Annotated in this window: 12 protein-coding genes and 1 pseudogene; 8 read left to right on the plus strand and 5 right to left on the minus strand. The window is 72.0% G+C overall.

Annotation, left to right across the window (positions count from 1 at the left end; genetic code table 11):
• Nucleotides 1–117 precede the first annotated feature (117 nt).
• From HOQ23_RS19520 to HOQ23_RS19540, 5 genes are all read left to right on the plus strand, one after another.
• The gene (locus HOQ23_RS19520; protein WP_172217105.1) at nt 118–1,230 is read left to right on the plus strand and encodes a phosphate ABC transporter substrate-binding protein PstS; all 1,113 of its coding nucleotides are present in this window, start codon (nt 118–120) and stop codon (nt 1,228–1,230) included.
• 106 nt (nt 1,231–1,336) lie between these two features.
• On the plus strand, nt 1,337–2,278 hold the full coding sequence (gene pstC / locus HOQ23_RS19525; RefSeq protein ID WP_367650589.1) for a phosphate ABC transporter permease subunit PstC: 942 nt from the start codon (nt 1,337–1,339) through the stop codon (nt 2,276–2,278).
• 6 nt (nt 2,279–2,284) lie between these two features.
• Nucleotides 2,285–3,364, plus strand: coding sequence for a phosphate ABC transporter permease PstA (pstA, locus tag HOQ23_RS19530; protein WP_172217109.1), 1,080 nt, complete (start codon nt 2,285–2,287; stop codon nt 3,362–3,364).
• A gap of 28 nt (nt 3,365–3,392) precedes the next feature.
• Nucleotides 3,393–4,172, plus strand: coding sequence for a phosphate ABC transporter ATP-binding protein PstB (gene pstB, locus HOQ23_RS19535; RefSeq protein WP_172217111.1), 780 nt, complete (start codon nt 3,393–3,395; stop codon nt 4,170–4,172).
• A 374-nt stretch (nt 4,173–4,546) separates the two neighbouring features.
• Nucleotides 4,547–5,452 carry a hypothetical protein gene (locus HOQ23_RS19540; RefSeq protein ID WP_172217113.1) on the plus strand — a complete coding sequence of 302 codons (906 nt, stop codon included), beginning with the start codon at nt 4,547–4,549 and terminating at the stop codon, nt 5,450–5,452.
• Nucleotides 5,453–5,613: 161 nt separating this feature from the next.
• Here HOQ23_RS19540 and HOQ23_RS19545 read toward each other — a convergent pair whose 3' ends face one another.
• The 3 genes from HOQ23_RS19545 to HOQ23_RS19555 form a co-directional block, all read right to left on the minus strand.
• Nucleotides 5,614–6,621, minus strand: a complete 1,008-nt coding sequence (locus HOQ23_RS19545; protein WP_172217115.1) for an inorganic phosphate transporter — start codon at nt 6,619–6,621, stop codon at nt 5,614–5,616.
• 4 nt (nt 6,622–6,625) lie between these two features.
• Complete coding sequence (locus HOQ23_RS19550) at nt 6,626–7,243, minus strand: DUF47 domain-containing protein (protein ID WP_367650590.1); 618 nt, start codon at nt 7,241–7,243, stop codon at nt 6,626–6,628.
• A 107-nt stretch (nt 7,244–7,350) separates the two neighbouring features.
• Nucleotides 7,351–9,501 (minus strand): RNA degradosome polyphosphate kinase, encoded by a 2,151-nt coding sequence (locus tag HOQ23_RS19555; RefSeq protein ID WP_172217117.1) that lies wholly within the window; start codon nt 9,499–9,501, stop codon nt 7,351–7,353.
• Between the two features lie 93 nt (nt 9,502–9,594).
• Here HOQ23_RS19555 and HOQ23_RS19560 point away from each other — a divergent pair, with 93 nt between their 5' ends.
• Nucleotides 9,595–10,755, plus strand: a complete 1,161-nt coding sequence (locus HOQ23_RS19560; protein ID WP_367650591.1) for an alpha/beta hydrolase — start codon at nt 9,595–9,597, stop codon at nt 10,753–10,755.
• Between the two features lie 28 nt (nt 10,756–10,783).
• On the opposite strand, the gene rfbA is transcribed toward HOQ23_RS19560, so the two are convergent.
• On the minus strand, nt 10,784–11,653 hold the full coding sequence (gene rfbA, locus HOQ23_RS19565) for a glucose-1-phosphate thymidylyltransferase RfbA (RefSeq protein ID WP_172217119.1): 870 nt from the start codon (nt 11,651–11,653) through the stop codon (nt 10,784–10,786).
• Nucleotides 11,654–11,702: 49 nt separating this feature from the next.
• Between rfbA and rfbB the strand changes: the two genes are divergently transcribed.
• Both rfbB and HOQ23_RS19575 read left to right on the plus strand, forming a co-directional pair.
• Entirely contained in the window at nt 11,703–12,701 is a 999-nt protein-coding gene (rfbB, locus tag HOQ23_RS19570; protein WP_172217121.1) for a dTDP-glucose 4,6-dehydratase, read from the plus strand.
• A gap of 2 nt (nt 12,702–12,703) precedes the next feature.
• A complete protein-coding gene (locus tag HOQ23_RS19575) occupies nt 12,704–14,107 on the plus strand; it encodes a sugar nucleotide-binding protein (RefSeq protein WP_172217123.1) in 1,404 nt (467 codons plus the stop codon).
• A gap of 42 nt (nt 14,108–14,149) precedes the next feature.
• Here HOQ23_RS19575 and HOQ23_RS19580 read toward each other — a convergent pair.
• Nucleotides 14,150–15,255 (minus strand): annotated as a pseudogene (locus tag HOQ23_RS19580) (hypothetical protein); the annotation flags it as partial.

Genomic DNA, 15,255 nt, shown 5'->3' on the forward strand with positions numbered 1-15,255 from the left:
CGGTGTGACCGAGCCGCCGGTAGTCGTTCACCGGTCGTTCACCAACGACCCGGGATCCGGACACCTCGACTGCCTAGCGTCACTGATGTCATCAGTCGAGAAATCAGGAGTCACGAAGTGAACCGCACTTCCTTGCGCCGGGCGTTCGTCCCCGGTGTTGCTGCTCTGGCGATCGCCCTCACCGGGTGCTCGGCGGCGAACGACGACGCCGGTGCCAGCGGCACCTCGTCCTCCGACCTGGCCGGCAACCTCGCCGGCGGCGGCGCTTCCTCCCAGGAGGCCGCCCAGGCCGCCTGGATGGCGGGCTTCTCCGGGGAGCACCCCGACGTGACCGTCACCTACGACCCCATCGGCTCCGGCGGGGGTCGCGAGAACTTCATCTCCGGCGCGTTCCCGTTCGCCGGCACCGACGCCTACCTCACCGACGACGAGGGCGAGCTCAGCGCCGCCACCGAGCGCTGCGGCGGGACCGCGCCGATCGAGATCCCGAACTACGTCTCGCCCATCGCGGTGATCCACAACGTCGAGGGCGTCGACGACCTCAACCTCTCCCCGGAGGTCCTCGCGGGCATCTTCGCCGGCAAGATCACCCGCTGGGACGACAAGGCGATCGTCGCCGACAACCCCGACGCCGACCTGCCGAGCGCGCCGATCAACGCCGTGCACCGCTCCGACGAGTCCGGCACCACCGAGAACTTCACCGACTACCTAGACGCGGTCGCGCCCAAGGTGTGGACCGAGGGCCCCCTCGAGGTCTGGCCCGAGGAGTACGGCGGCGAGGGCGCCCAGGGCACCTCCGGCGTCGTGTCCGCGGTCAAGGAGGGCACCAACTCCATCGGCTACGCCGACGCCAGCCAGGCCCAGGGCCTCAGCGAGGCGAAGATCGGCGTCGGCGAGGACTTCGTCGGCCCGACCGCCGAGGCCGCCGCCCAGATCCTCGAGGTCTCCCCGCGCGTCGAGGGCCGGGCGGACAGCTCGATCGTCTTCGAGCTCGACCACGAGACCAGCGAGGCGGGCACCTACCCGATCGTGCTGGTCTCCTACCTGCTCGCCTGCGACACCTACGAGGGTGACGAGGCCGAGGCCGGCGAGCTGACCAAGGGCTACCTCGAGTACGTCCTCAGCGACCAGGGCCAGCAGCAGGGATCCGAGGAGGCCGGCTCCGCGCCGCTCACCGACAGCCTGCGCAACGAGGTCACCGCGATCGTCGACGGCATCACGGTCGGCTGATCGACAGGCGTCCTCACTCGAGGGTCCGGGCCCGAAACGGGCGCGGACCCTCGGGTGCGTGAAACACATGAGTCACTCCAGCACCACAGAAGAAGAAGGGCACCAGGTGTCGACCACCCCCACGCGCACCCCCACGAGGACGGCCTCCGCGCAGCCCTCGCGGCGCGGTGACGCCGTGTTCGCGGGCCTGGCCCGCGGCGCGGGTCTCCTCATCGTCCTTGCGCTCGCTGGCGTCGCGATCTTCCTGATCGTGGAGGGGGCCCCGGCCCTGGGCGCCAACGAGGAGCAGCTCTACGGCAAGGAGAGCCTGACCCTCTACGTCTGGCCGCTGCTGTACGGCACCCTCCTCGCCGCCCTGCTCGCGATCCTGATCGCGGCCCCGCTGGCGATCGGCCTCGCGCTGGTGATCTCGCACTACGCGCCGCGCCGGATCGCCCGGACGCTCGGCTACCTGGTCGACCTGCTGGCCGCCGTGCCGTCGGTGGTGTTCGGCCTGTGGGGCATCCAGGTGCTGGCGCCGACGCTGTTCCCGGCGTACCAGTGGCTGGCCGACCACCTTGGCTTCCTGCCCTTCTTCGAGGGCCCGGCGACCACCGGTCGCACGATCTTCACCGCCGCCGTGGTGCTCGCGGTGATGGCGCTGCCGATCATCACCGCGATCTGCCGCGAGGTGTTCCTGCAGACCCCGCGCACCCACGAGGAGGCCGCGCTCGCGCTCGGCGCGACCCGCTGGGAGATGGTGCGGATGACGGTCTTCCCCTACGCCCGCTCCGGCATCATCTCCGGGATCATGCTCGGCCTCGGGCGCGCGCTCGGCGAGACGATGGCCGTCGCGATGGTGCTCTCGGTGAGCGGCGCGGTCACGGTCAACCTGATCTCCTCGCAGAACCCCTCCACGATCGCGGCCAACATCGCGCTCAACTTCGGCAACGCCTCCGGCACGAAGGTCAACGTGCTGATCTTCAGCGGCCTGGTGCTGTTCGTCGTCTCGTTCATCGTCAACTTCCTCGGTCGCTGGGTCGCCGCCCGTGGCCAGGTGAAGGGCTGATCCGCCATGACCGGAACCGACACCCTCACCCCCACGGACACCGGGCGCTCCTCGCTCCCGCTGCGGGCGCCGCAGCTGCCGTCGTACGCCCCGGCGCTGGCGGCGGCGATCTGCTTCGGCCTCTCCACGCTGGCCGGGCTGCTGCTCGGCTGGGGCCCGATCGCGATCGTGCTGCTCGGCTGGGTCCTACTCGTGCTCGGCCTGCCCGCCTGGTCCTCGGCCGTCGAGGGCAGCCGCAAGGCCACCGACCGGTTGGTCACCACCGTCGCCTGGTCGGTCTTCGCGCTCGCGATGGTGCCGCTGGTCAGCCTGGTCTACGAGGTGATCAGCCGCGGGCACGGCGTGCTCTCCGCGCAGTTCTTCACCTATGACATGCGCGGCGTGCTCGGCGAGGGCGGCGGCATCTACCACGCCCTGATGGGCACGCTGATCATCACCGCGATGGCCGCGATCATCTCGGTGCCGATCGGCGTGCTGGCCGCGGTCTACCTGGTCGAGTACGGCGGGAAGAACCGGCTGGCCCGGATGATCACCTTCCTGGTCGACGTGATGACCGGCATCCCCTCGATCGTGGCCGGCCTGTTCGCCTTCGCGCTGTTCACGATGATCTTCGGGCCCGGCGTGCGCTTCGGCATCGGCGGCGCGGTCGCGCTCTCGGTGCTGATGGTGCCGACCGTGGTGCGCTCCACCGAGGAGATGCTCAAGCTGGTGCCCGACGAGCTGCGCGAGGCGTCGTACGCGCTGGGGGTGCCGAAGTGGCGCACCATCGTCAAGGTCGTGCTGCCCACGGCGCTGGGTGGCATCGCCACCGGCGTGACGCTGGCGATCGCGCGCGTCGCCGGCGAGACCGCGCCGCTGCTGATCATCGTCGGCAGCACCACCACGCTGAACCTGAACCCCTTCGACGGCCGGATGGCGACCCTGCCGGTCTTCATCTACAGCTCGGTCACGACCGGCGGCAAGTACAACCTCGAGCAGCTCGACCGCGCCTGGGGCGCCGCGCTCGTGCTCGTCGCGATCGTGATGCTGCTCAACCTGCTCGCCCGCGGGATCGGCGCGCTGTTCGCGCCCAAGTCCGGCCGCTGACACCCCCACACGAACAAGGAACCAACTGATGGCCAAGAGCATCGACGTCTCGGACCTGAACATCTACTACGGGGACTTCCTCGCCGTGCAGGGCGTCAACATGACGATCCGGGCGCAGGCGGTGACCGCGTTCATCGGCCCGTCCGGCTGCGGCAAGTCGACCTTCCTGCGCTCGCTGAACCGCATGCACGAGGTGATCCCCGGCGCCCGCGTCGAGGGCAAGGTGGTGGTCGACGGGCAGTCGCTCTACGACCCCGGCGTCGACCCCGTCGCCGTGCGCCGCCAGATCGGGATGGTCTTCCAGCGGCCCAACCCGTTCCCGACGATGTCGATCTACGACAACGTCCTGGCCGGCAACAAGCTGAACTCCAAGCGGATGAAGAAGTCCGAGGCCGACGACATCGTCGAGCGCTCGCTGCGCGGCGCCAACCTGTGGAACGAGGTCAAGGACCGCCTCGCCAAGCCCGGCATGGGGCTCTCCGGCGGCCAGCAGCAGCGCCTGTGCATCGCCCGCGCCATCGCCGTCGAGCCGCAGATCCTGCTCATGGACGAGCCCTGCTCCGCCCTCGACCCGATCTCCACCTCCGCGATCGAGGACCTGATCCACGAGCTCAAGTCCGACTACACGATCGTGATCGTCACCCACAACATGCAGCAGGCCGCCCGGGTCTCCGACGACACCGGCTTCTTCAACCTCAAGGGCGCCGGCCAGCCCGGCCACCTGGTGGAGTTCAACCCCACCAAGAAGATGTTCACCAACCCGGACAACGAGTCGACCGAGGCGTACATCTCGGGGCGGTTCGGGTGAGGGTCTTGTGGGGGTTGTCGCTCGCCCAGGTCCGATAGTCCGCCACACCACTGTCGTGTTTTCGTCGATTCACGACACTGGTGTGGCGGACTATCGTTTTTCGGGCAACCAAGAGCCCCAGCGGACGGATCGGGCCACCAACCGTCCCCAGGCCCCCTTCCCGGTCGTACGCCGGGGGAGGCTGTGGGCAGGGCGCCCGTGAGGGTGCCGGCCGGTCGCAGGCTCGCCGGGTGCGGCGACTCGAGCGAGCAGGTCCCGGTGTTCATCCGGGCCACCCCGGCGTGGTGGCCCCGGTTCCGATCGACCCCACCGGGCGGGCCGGTCCCACACCCGGGCAGGCGCGCGGGCCGCGCTGGCGGCGTACATCGGCCGGGATGTACGTGCCCGCCGAGGTCGACGGCACCCGGGTCGGGCAGCGGATCGTGGAGGCGGCTGCGGAGTTGACGGGCCACGGGGCGGTGACCGGGTGGGCGGCGCTGTGCTGGATGGGAGCCCGGTGGTTCGACGGCAGCGACGGGCGGCCGGTGCCGCTCGCGATCCTGGGCAACCTGCGACCGCGCCCCGGCCGGCTGGTCTGCAAGGAGGGGATCGACCCGCGCGACCTCGACCGGGTCGACGGGCTCCCGGTCACCACCGCCGTGCGGTCGGTCTGCTTCGAGGCGCGGCACGCCCCGGACGTCGCGACCGCGGTGTTGGCCCTGGACATGGCGGCGTACTCCGACCTGGTCTCACTGGAGGAGTGCCGCGTCTACGCCCAGTGGCGGCTGCGCACGTGGACCGGGGTTCCCCAGCTCCGGGCTGCGCTGATCCTCGCCAGCGAGAACTCCTGGGCTCCCACCGAGTCGGCGATGCGCCTGGTGTGGACCGGCTCCGGCGGCATGCCGCGCCCCCTGTGCAACCGGCCGGTCTTCGACACCGACGGGCGGCACCTCGGGACCCCGGACCTCATCGATGCGGGGCTCGGCGTCGTGGGGGAGTACGACGGGAAGGTCCATCTCTCCAGCGCGCGGCGGGCCAGTGACCTGACGCGCGAGGAGCGGTTCCGCGCCCACGGGCTGGAGCCGGTGACGATGGTGGGCGCCGATCTCGCGGACCCGGGCGCGTTCGTGGCCCGCCTGCGCGCGGCGTACGAGCGCGCGTCGCGCCGACCCACGGCCGATTGCCGATGGACCCTGGCCCAACCCCGGTGGTGGATCCCGACCGAGACGGTCGCCCAGCGTCGCGCGCTCTCCGACTGGGACCGGGAGCGTCTGCTGCGCCACCGCGTTGCTGAGCGGTAGGCCGCCTCAAGTCCGGTAGTCCGCCACACAGATGTCGTGAAATCGTGATTCGACGACACCTGTGTGGCGGACTATCGGCGCCGGGGGTCGGCAGACACCCCCCACAAGAAACCAGGACCGCCGGATCACCCGACGGCCCTGGTCTCAAGCGGTGAAGCGCCTCACGGCAGCTGGAAGACGTACTTGCAGACCCAGTAGAGGACTGCGGCGACGGCGCCGGCCATCGGGAAGGTGAGGACCCAGGCGGCGACGATGGAGCGGGCGACGCCCCAGCGGACGGCGGAGAAGCGCTTGGTGGCGCCGGCGCCCATGACCGCGGAGGTGATCGTGTGGGTGGTGGAGATGGGGGCCTCGAAGACGAACGCGGTCGTGTAGAGGACACCCGCGGCGACCGTCTCGGAGGCGAAGCCCCGGGCCGGGTCGAGGTGGATGATGCGGCGCCCGAGGGTGCGCATGATCCGCCAGCCACCGGCCCACGTGCCGGCCGAGATGGCGGCAGCGGCGGCGAGGATGACCCACAGCGGCAGGCTGTCGTCGGCGCTGGCGTAGCCACCGGTGAGCAGCGCCAGGAAGATGACGCCCATCGTCTTCTGGGCGTCCTGCAGGCCGTGGCCGAGCGCCATGGCGGCGGCGGAGACGGTCTGGGCGATGCGGAACCCGCGCTGCGTGCGGTGCGGGTTGCGGCGCCGGAAGACCCACATGATGCCGAGCATGAACGCGAAGGCGGCCGCGAAGCCGACGATCGGCGAGGCGATCATCGGGAGCAGGACCTTGTCGACGATCGAGCTCCACTTCACGACCGACCCGGACGCGAGCGCGGCGCCGACGAGGCCACCGATCAGCGCGTGCGAGGAGGAGGAGGGGAGCCCGAAGTACCAGGTCACCAGGTTCCAGGTGATGGCACCGAGCAGACCGGCCATCACGATGACCAGGCCGTGTGAGTTCTCGGCGACGGAGATGACTCCGGCGACGGTGTTGGCGATCTCTTGACCGAGGAAGGCGCCGACGAAGTTCATGACGGCGGCCATGCCGAGCGCGACCCGAGGGGTCAGGGCGCGCGTCGATACGGACGTGGCGATCGCGTTGGCGGCGTCGTGGAACCCGTTGGTGTAGTCGAAGACGAGTGCGACGACGACGACCGCGATGACCAGCGCGAGGGTTGCGGACACGCGCTCAGGACTCCTTGACGGCGATCTGCTCCACCGTGTTGGCGACCTTCTCGAAGGCGTCGATCGCTTCCTCGAGGGACTCGATGATGTCCTTGAGCTTGAGCACGTCGATGGTCTTGTACTCGCCGCTGAACAGGTGGGCCAGGATCCGGCGGTGGTTCTTGTCGCCGGTGTTCTCGAGCCGGTTGATCTCGATCCAGTAGTCCGACAGGGACCCCGGGTCGGTCAGCTTCGGCATCGCCTGGGCGGTGAGCTCGGCGCACCGCTGGAGGACGTCGACCTGCTCGGAGACGCGCGGCGGGAGCTCGTGCACCTCGTAGAGGAGGATCATGTCGACGACCTCCTCCATCAGGTCCATCACGTCGTCGAGGGCCGAGCCGAGCGAGTAGATGTCCTCGCGGTCGAACGGCGTCACGAAGGTGCTGTTGACCTTCTTGAACAGCGAGTGCGTGGTCTCGTCGGCAGCGTGCTCGGCGTCACGCATCTTCTGCGCCACCGCCTCGCGCTCCTCGCCGGCCGAGAGCATCTGCGCGAGCAGATCGGCTCCGGTGACGAGGTGGGTGGCCGACTCGGTGAAGAGGTCGTAGAACGCATTGTCGACGGGGCGGAATCGCAAACCCACGGGATACTCCTGAGGAGGCGGAGAAGAACGAACTCATGCTAGGGGGTCGTCCGTCCACCGTGGCAAACCAGACCCCCCGGGTGGAAGGGACGTGGGCCCGCCTGTTCTCATCCAGCCGTACGGCGTGCGCGGCGTCGCGTGATCAGCGTCTCCTGCAGGTGGCTGCGCCCGGCATGGTGGGTCCACTCCCCGTCCGGGCCGAGCTCCCACACCGAGGCGTCGGGGGCGAAGGCCAGGTCGAAGACCTCCTCGGCGCTCGCGACGGCGTCGGCCTGGGGCAGGCGCACCAGCACCTCCACGCGCCGGTCCAGGTTGCGGTGCATCATGTCGGCCGAGCCGATCCAGGCCACCGGCTCGCCGCCGTTGGCGAAGGCGAAGATCCGGCTGTGCTCGAGGAACCGGCCGAGCACGGAGCGGACCTCGATGTTCTCCGAGAGGCCCGGTACGCCGGGGCGCAGCGCGCAGATGCCGCGCACCAGCAGCTGCACCGGCACGCCCGCCTGGGAGGCGAGGTAGAGGGCGTCGATGATCGCCTCGTCGACCACCGAGTTGGCCTTGAACCGGATCCGCGCGGGCCGCCCGTCGCGGTGGTGGGCGATCTCGCGGTGGATCTGCTCGATCAGGCCGACGCGCACGCTGTCGGGGGCGACCAGCAGCTCCTCGTACGACGCGTTGCGCGACCATCCGGACAGGTTGTTGAACAGGTGCGCGACGTCCTCGCCGATCGTCTCGTCGGTGGTGAGCAGGCCGAGGTCCTCGTAGGTGCGGGAGGTCTTCGGGTTGTAGTTGCCGGTGCCGATGTGGGTGTAGCGGCGGATCCCGTCGGGCTCCTCGCGCACCACCATCGCCAGCTTGCAGTGGGTCTTGAGCCCGACCAGGCCGTAGACGACGTGGCAGCCGGCCTGCTCCAGCTGGCGCGCCCAGCGGATGTTGGCCTCCTCGTCGAAGCGGGCCTTGATCTCCACGATCACCAGCACCTGCTTGCCGGCCTCCGCGGCGTCGACGAGGGCGTCGATGATCGGGGAGTCGCCGGAGGTGCGGTAGAGGGTCTGCTTGATCGCCAGCACGTGCGGGTCCGCGGCGGCCTGCTCGAGGAAGCGCTGCACCGAGGTCGCGAACGAGTCGTACGGGTGGTGCAGCAGTACGTCGCGGCGCCGCAGCGCCTTGAACACGTCGACGGGCGCGGCCGACTCGACCTCGGCGAGGTAGGGGTGGGTGGTGGGCACGAACGCGGGGTACTTCAGCTCCTCACGCTCGAGGTCGGCGATGCCGTGCAGGCCGCGCAGGTCCAGCGGCCCGGGCAGCCGGACCACCTCCTGCTCGGAGACGCCGAGCTCGGAGACCAGCAGGGCGAGCACCGAGGGGGAGATGCTCTCCTCGACCTCGAGGCGCACCGGCGGGCCGAAGCGGCGGCGCAGCAGCTCCTTCTCCAGTGCGGCGAGCAGGTTCTCGGCGTCGTCCTCCTCGACCTCGAGGTCCTCGTTGCGGGTGACGCGGAAGGTGTGCACCTCCAGCACGTCCATGCCGGGGAAGAGGCGCTTGAGGTGCTCGCGGATGACGTCCTCGAGCGGCACGAAGCGCTGGTTGCCCAGTGGCACGAAGCGGGCGAAGATCGGCGGCACCTTGACCCGGGCGAAGTGCTGCTTGCGGGTCTTGGGGTTGCGGATCAGCACCGCGAGGTTGAGCGAGAGCCCGGAGATGTAGGGGAACGGGTGCGCGGGGTCCACGGCCAGCGGGGTCAGCACCGGGAAGATCCGGTCCTTGAACAGGCGCTTGCAGGTGCGCTGCTCCTCGCGGTCCAGGTCGTCCCAGCGCACCAGCTGGATGCCCTCCGCGGCGAGCTGGGGGACCACCTCCTCGAGGAAGACCCGCGCCTGGCGCAGCGAGAGCTCGCGGGCGGTCTGCCAGATCGCCTCGAGGGTCTCGCGCGGCATCATGCCGGAGGCGGAGCGCACCGCGAGGCCGGCGGCGATGCGTCGCTTGAGACCGGCCACGCGGACCATGAAGAACTCGTCGAGGTTGCTGGTGAAGATGGCCAGGAACCGGGTCCGCTCCAGCAGCGGGAGCGAGGGGTCCTCGGCGAGCTCGAGCACCCGCTGGTTGAACTTCAGCCAGCTCAGCTCGCGGTCCAGGAATCGGTCGTCGAAGATCTCGACCGCCGCGACCGCCTCGTGGTCGGGCTCGTAGGGCGGCTCGACGTCGAACGGCTCCTGCGGTGGAGCGTCGGCGGGCGCGGTCGGCGAGAGCTCGGCGGACATGGATCGAGTGTGGCACCGCTGGTTGAACGCAGGGTGTCCATCAGGCGGCCGACCCCCTCCCGCGGGTTCGATACCGGTGGGTAGGTTGCGGCTGTGACCCGTGACACGCCTGCTGGTACGTCGTCCGTCCCGCCCGCCGCTGCCGCCACACCTGCGCGGCCCCGCGGGCTGCGCCCGGCGCTGGCCCGCGCGGAGGCGGCCGTCTTCGCCGGCGCGCTGAACCTGCCCGCGCGGGTGCAGCGGCGGCTGGCCGGGCCGCCGGTGGTGAGCGAGGGGCAGACCCTCGCGGTCGACACCCAGCTGATGCTGCGCCTGCAGCGGGTGGCGCGCGAGGCCCCCGCGGAGTCGCTGCCGATCCCGGCCGGGCGCCGCGCCATCGTGCGCCAGTCCCGGCTGGCCGGCGGGCGGCCCGGCGTCGGCGCCGTACGCGACCTGCGGCTGGGGGACGCCGGCGAGCTGGGCGCGCGGCTCTACACCCCGACCGGGCACCCGTCGCTGACCCGGCAGGGCTGGGAGCCGGGGACGCCGGGCAGCTCGAGCCCGCTGCTGGTCTTCTTCCACGGCGGCGGCTTCATCTACGGCGACCTGGAGTCCCACGACGCGGCCTGCCGGCTGCTGGCCGAGCACTCCGGGGTGCGGGTGCTGGCGGTGGACTACCGCCTCGCGCCCGAGGCGCCGTTCCCCGCGGCGTACGACGACTGCGTGGCGGCGTACCGCTGGGTGGTCGCGCACGCCGCCGACCCCGACGTCGGGCTGGACGTCGACCTGGAGCGGATCGCGGTCGGCGGGGACTCCGCGGGCGGCAACCTGGCCGCCGGGGTGGCGATCGCCGCGGCTCGCGAGGGGCTGCCGCTGGCCTTCCAGCTGCTGGTCTACCCGATGGCCGACGGCGAGGCGACGATGGCGAGCCGGCGCACCTACGGCTCCGGGTTCTTCCTGAGCGCGGAGTTCATGGGCCTCGCGACCGTGAACTACCTCCCCGACCCCGCGACCCGCTCCGACCCCCGGGTCTCGCTGCTGCACGCCGACCTGCCGTCCGGCCTGGCCCCGGCGTACGTCTGCACCGCCGGCTTCGACCCGCTGCGCGACGAGGGGGAGGCGTACGCCGCGCGCCTCACCGATGCCGGCGTGCCGGTCTCCACCCGCCGCTTCGCCGACCAGATCCACGGCTTCTTCAACGTCGTCGGCGCCGGCCGCACCGCCCGCGCCGCGCACCGCGAGATCGCGGGGGTGCTGCGGGACGCGCTGCGCTGAGAGCTGGGCGGAGCGGGGCAGAAGACCCTCAGCGACCCTCGTCCAGCAACCGGGTCAGGTAGGTGCCGTACCCGCTCTTGGTCAGCGCGGCGGCCCGCTCGGCGAGCTGGGCGTCGTCGATGAAGCCCATCCGCCAGGCGACCTCCTCGGGGGCGCCGATCTTCTGGCCCTGCCGGTGCTCGATGGCGCGCACGAAGTCGCTGGCGTTGGCGAGGTCGTCGAAGGTGCCGGTGTCCAGCCAGGCGGCGCCGCGGGGGAGCACCTCGACGTGCAGGCGCCCCTCCTCGAGGTAGCGGCGGTTGAGGTCGGTGATCTCCAGCTCGCCGCGCGCCGACGGCGTGAGGTCGCGCGCCAGCTCGACGACGCCGGCGTCGTAGAAGTACAGCCCCGGCACCGCATAGCTGCTGCGCGGGTGCTCGGGCTTCTCCTCCAGGGAGAGCGCGAGCCCGGAGTCGTCGAACTCCACCACGCCGTACGCCGTGGGGTCGGCGACCCGGTAGCCGAAGACGACCGCGCCGTCGACGTCGTGGAAGCGGCGCAGCCGGGTGCCGAGGCCGTCGCCGTAGAAGAGGTTGTCGCCGAGCGCCATCCCGACCGGCTCGGAGCCGATGTGCTGCTCGCCGATCAGGAACGCCTGCGCCAGCCCGTCGGGGCTGGGCTGCACCGCCCAGGACAGCTCGATCCCGAACTGCGAGCCGTCGCCGAGCAGGCGCCGGAACAGCTCGGCCTCGTGGGGCGTGGTGATCACCAGGATCTCGCGGATCCCCGCCAGCATCAGCGTGGAGAGCGGGTAGTAGATCATCGGCTTGTCGTAGACGGGCAGCAGCTGCTTGCTGACGCCCAGCGTGATGGGGTGCAGTCGTGAGCCGGTGCCGCCGGCGAGGATGATGCCGCGCATGCAGCGAACTGTAGGCACGATCACGCCGCCCGTGCCTAGCATCGGGCGCATGGACCGCATCCTCGTGACCGGTGGCGCCGGGTTCATCGGCTCCAACTTCGTGCACCACCTCCTCGCGCAGACCGCCGCGCGGGTGACGGTGCTCGACAAGCTGACCTACGCCGCCAGCCGGGAGGCGCTCGCCGGGCTGCCGGCCGACCGGGTCTCGCTGGTGGTCGGCGACGTGGCCGACCCGGGCGTGGTCGAGCCGCTCGTGGCCGAGCACGACGCGGTGGTCCACTTCGCCGCGGAGTCGCACAACGACAACTCGCTGGCCGACCCCTCGCCGTTCATCCACACCAACCTGATCGGCACCTTCACCCTCCTCGAGGCGGTCCGCAAGGCCGGGACGCGGCTGCACCACGTCTCCACCGACGAGGTGTACGGCGACCTCGAGCTCGACGACCCGGAGCGCTTCACCGAGTCCACGGCGTACAACCCCTCGAGCCCCTACTCCGCCTCCAAGGCCGGCTCGGACCACCTGGTGCGGGCGTGGGTGCGCAGCTTCGGGGTGCGGGCGACGATCTCGAACTGCTCCAACAACTACGGCCCCTGGCAGCACGTGGAGAAGTTCATCCCGCGCCAGATCACCAACGTGCTCGCCGGCGGGCGGCCCAAGGTGTACGGCGCGGGGCTCAACGTGCGCGACTGGATCCACGCCGAGGACCACTCCGCCGCGGTCTGGACCATCCTCACCCGCGGCCGGGTCGGGGAGACCTACCTGGTCGGCGCGGACGGGGAGCGCAACAACCTCGAGGTGGTGCGCACGATCCTGCGGCTGCTGGGGCGCCCCGAGGACGACTTCGACTTGGTGGGCGACCGCGCCGGGCACGACCTGCGCTACGCGATCGACTCCACCAAGCTGCGCGCCGAGCTCGGCTGGGCCCCGTCCTACGCCGACTTCGAGGCCGGCCTCGCCGCCACCGTCGAGTGGTACGCCGCCCACGAGGACTGGTGGGCGCCCCACAAGGCCGACGTGGAGCGCGCCTACGCCGCCAAGGGCCAGTGACGGTGAGCGAGCACCCCGTCGAGGCCCTCACTGTCGAGGAGACCGCGATCCCCGGCCTGCTCGTGGTCCGGATGCCGGTGCACGCCGACTCGCGCGGCTGGTTCAAGGAGAACTGGCAGCGCGAGAAGATGACCGCGCTGGGGCTCCCGGACTTCGGGCCGGTGCAGAACAACATCTCCTTCAACGCCCGCCGCGGCGCCACCCGCGGGATCCACGCCGAGCCGTGGGACAAGCTGGTCTCGGTGGCGACCGGGCGGGTCTTCGGCGCGTGGGTGGACCTGCGCGCGGGGGACAGCTTCGGCGCGAGCGTCCACCTCGAGGTCGGGCCCGGCACGTCGGTGTTCGTGCCGCGCGGGGTCGGCAACTCCTACCAGGCGCTGGAGGACGCGACGGCGTACTCCTACCTGGTCAACGAGCACTGGCGCCCCGGCACCACCTATCCCGCGGTCGCGCTGGACGACCCCGCGCTCGCGATCCCGTGGCCGGTGCCGCTCGCCGACGCCGACGTCTCCGAGAAGGACCGCACCAACCCCGCCCTCGACGCGGTGGCCCCGATGGCGGCGCGGCGCACCCTGGTGCTCGGCGGGCGCGGCCAGCTCGGGCAGGCGCTGGTCGCCGCGTTCCCCGGCAGCCACGCGCTGGGGCGCGACGAGCTCGACCTCACCGACCCGGACGCGCTGGCGGCCTGGCCGTGGGGCGAGTACGACGTGGTGCTCAACGCAGCCGCGTGGACCGCCGTCGACGACGCCGAGACGCCGGAGGGGCGGGCCGGGGCGTGGGCCGCGAACGCGCAGGCCCCTGCCGCGCTGGCCCGGCTGGCCAGCGAGCACCGGCTGACGCTGGTGCACTACTCATCCGACTACGTCTTCGACGGCACCCGCGAGGTGCACGCCGAGGACGAGCCGCTCAGCCCGCTGGGCGTCTACGGGCAGACCAAGGCCGCGGGCGACGTCGCGGTCGCGACCACGCCGCGGCACTACCTGCTGCGCACCTCGTGGGTGGTCGGCGCCGGCGCCAACTTCGTGCGCACGATGCAGTCGCTGGCCGCGCGGGGCGTCTCACCCAGCGTGGTCGACGACCAGGTCGGCCGGCTGACCTTCACCGACGAGCTCGCGCGCGCCACCCGGCACCTGCTCGACGAGCGCGCGGCGTACGGCACCTACCACGTCAGCAACGCCGGCGACCCGCTGTCGTGGGCCGGCATCGCGCGCGCGGTCTTCGAGCTCAGCGGCCGCTCGGGCGACGACGTGACCCCGGTGAGCACCGAGGAGTACGCCGCGGGCCGGGCGATGGCGCCGCGCCCGCGCCACAGCACCCTCGACCTCACCCGCCTGCGCGCCACCGGCTTCCAGCCGGAGGACCAGCTGAGCGCGCTGGGGCGTTACTGCGGCGAACAGTCCCCGTGAGACGGGGGTAGGCGGCGTAGGCGGGGTAGGCGGGGTAGCTCGTCAGGCCTCCGGCCGCACCCGGCGCAGCAGCTCGGTGAACTCCGCCGCATCCACCTGGCGCGCGCCGATGGTGAGCGGCGGCATCGCCGGGCGGGTCACGCGGACCTGCCAGCCCGGGTCGCCGGGGAGGCCCGCGACCTCGACGCCGGTGCGGGCGTCGGTCAGGTCGATGTGGTGGTGCTCGCCGTCGGCGCGGACCTCGAGGGTGCCGTTGCCGATCCTTACGAAGCTGCGCGAGGTCAGCACCCGCACGGCCAGCAGCAGCAGGAACACCGCGAGCACGCCGCCGATCACCGCGGCGTCGTTGGCGACCCGGCCGTCCTGGACGAGGTACGCCGTGGCGCCGGCAGCGGCGAGCGCGAGCAGCACCAGCAGCCAGCCGAGGACGGCACCGCGGCGGCGCCGGTAACGCACCGGCCTCTCCGCGGGGGCGGCGGCGTCGGCGGCAGGGACAGCGGCAGGAGCAACGCCACCAGCAGGGCGCGCGGCACCAGCGGCACCAGCGCCACCGGCACCCGGCGCGGCCGAGGCGCGCGGCGCCCCGCCGAGCAGCTGCTCGCGGGCCTCGGCCAGCTCGACGGCCAGCGCGGCGGCGCGCTCCTCGGCGACGATGCGGTCCTCGAGGGCGAACTGTGCGAGCTCGGCCTGGTGGCGCACCGAGGACTCCACGGCCTGGCGGTCGATGGCGCGCTGCTCGGCGGCGTCCTCGATCTCGGCGCGCAGCCGGGCGTGCTCGGCGGCGTCGCGCTCGGCCTCCTCGCGGGCGGCCATCGCGACGCCGAGGGCCTCGGTCCGCTCGGCGAGCTGCTGCTCGGCCTGCTGGCGGGCCTCGGCGGCGCGGGCGGCGAGCTCGGCGTGGGCCTCGGCGTCCTGCTCGGCGGCGACCCGGGCGACGACGGCCGCGGTCGCGACCTCCTCGGCCTCGAGCCGGGCGGCGTGGGCGGCCTCGAGCTCGGCGGCCAGCGCGCGGGCGGCCTCCTCGGCGGCGACCCGGGCCTCGTGCGCGAGCCGGGCGGCCTCGGCGGCCTGCTCGGCGGCGACGTGGGCGGCGCTCTCGCCGGCCGCGGCCTGCCCGGCCAGCGTGGCCTGGGCGGTGGCGGCGGCCT

This window comes from Nocardioides sp. zg-DK7169 (assembly GCF_013155365.1).
Lineage (GTDB): Bacteria > Actinomycetota > Actinomycetes > Propionibacteriales > Nocardioidaceae > Nocardioides.